The following is a 1,286-nucleotide window of genomic DNA, read 5'->3' as shown; positions in this document are numbered from 1 at the left end:
CAATCGTATTTTTCACTTCAAAAAGAACCCCCGATGATTTCTCATCAATTACAATTTTTTGACCATATAAAACACCTAAAGTATGATTTCTACTTACATTCAAAGTTGAAGCTGTAATAATATCTCCAAAACCACAATAATCATCAACAGTGGATCTTTCACCACCAAATTTTTCAATTAAATCTTTAGTTTCATTATAAGTTTTTGTAAATACTGAAAAACGTGCATTATCATTTATTTTCATTCCTTCACAAATTCCCTGAGATATGGCTATTACATTTTTTATTACACCGCAATATTCTACACCAACAACATCCCCACTTGCAGAAACTTTAAATTTGGAAGTTGACAATACATTTTTAACCTTTTCAAGATATTGTTTATTTTTACATGCGATGGATGCTGAAGAAAATGTTCGTTCAACCATCTCAGAAGCAATATTTGGTCCAGATAACACAGCGGCAGGCCTACCAATTTCTTCTTCTACAATAACACTCATTCTTTTTTTAGATTCCTTTTCAAGACCTTTAGCAGTGCTCACAATAACACAATCATCAGAAATAATGTCTTTTAATTTACGAGCAATTTCCCTTATTGTAGATGATGGTAATGTTAAAAAGATTACTTCTGCATTTTCTAATTCATTTAAATCATTAATGGCCATAATATTGTCTTGTAAACGAATATTAGGAAAATAATCCCTATTAAAATGAGTTTTATTTATTGAATTAACTACTTCTTCTCTTCTAGCATATAATAAAACATTTCGAGCATTATCACAAATTGTTTGGGAGATGGCTGTTCCCATAGCTCCCGCACCAACAACACCTATATTTGAAAACATGATTTAATATTTTAATTTTTATAATATAAAAAATTAATACTCACCAAAATCAAGAATATCCGGAGCAGCATTATATCTCTTTTCTTCAGGAGGAATTTGCATGTAATCGCCATAAATCTGAGTAAGTATTTTATCATAATTTTTAGGGATTTTTACTTTAAAATCTTCGAATTTAGCCTCAATTGCTGGTTCAAAATCATTTCTTTGATAAGGCATATACCCTGCAAGATTAAAACAATCAACAACTCGTTCAGTTTCTTTATTCCTAAAAAAGGTCATCTCTTTTGTGAGTAATTTCTTCCAAAATCGGCGATTTATAGGTATAAAATTTAAAATATCATATGCAATATGATGCAATTTAGTTCTTAATTTAGTATACATATCCACTTTAATACAAGAATTAATGACAGTAAGGGCTAGTTTGATATTGCTGTGATTTAAA

2 protein-coding genes are annotated in these 1,286 nt (G+C 29.5%); both read right to left on the bottom strand.

Features of this window, described 5'->3' with window-relative positions:
- Nucleotides 1–844 (bottom strand): 2-dehydropantoate 2-reductase N-terminal domain-containing protein (locus Q4Q55_RS10110; RefSeq protein WP_303372679.1); only part of this gene is annotated, 844 nt, incomplete at its 3' end.
- 33 nt (nucleotides 845–877) lie between these two features.
- Nucleotides 878–1,286 (bottom strand): LicD family protein (locus Q4Q55_RS10105; protein WP_303372678.1); only part of this gene is annotated, 409 nt, incomplete at its 5' end.

Source organism: Methanobrevibacter sp., assembly GCF_030539555.1.
GTDB lineage: Archaea > Methanobacteriota > Methanobacteria > Methanobacteriales > Methanobacteriaceae > Methanocatella.
The sequence above is the reverse complement of the archived record's forward strand: the minus strand, read 5'-3'. Positions and strand labels throughout refer to the sequence as shown.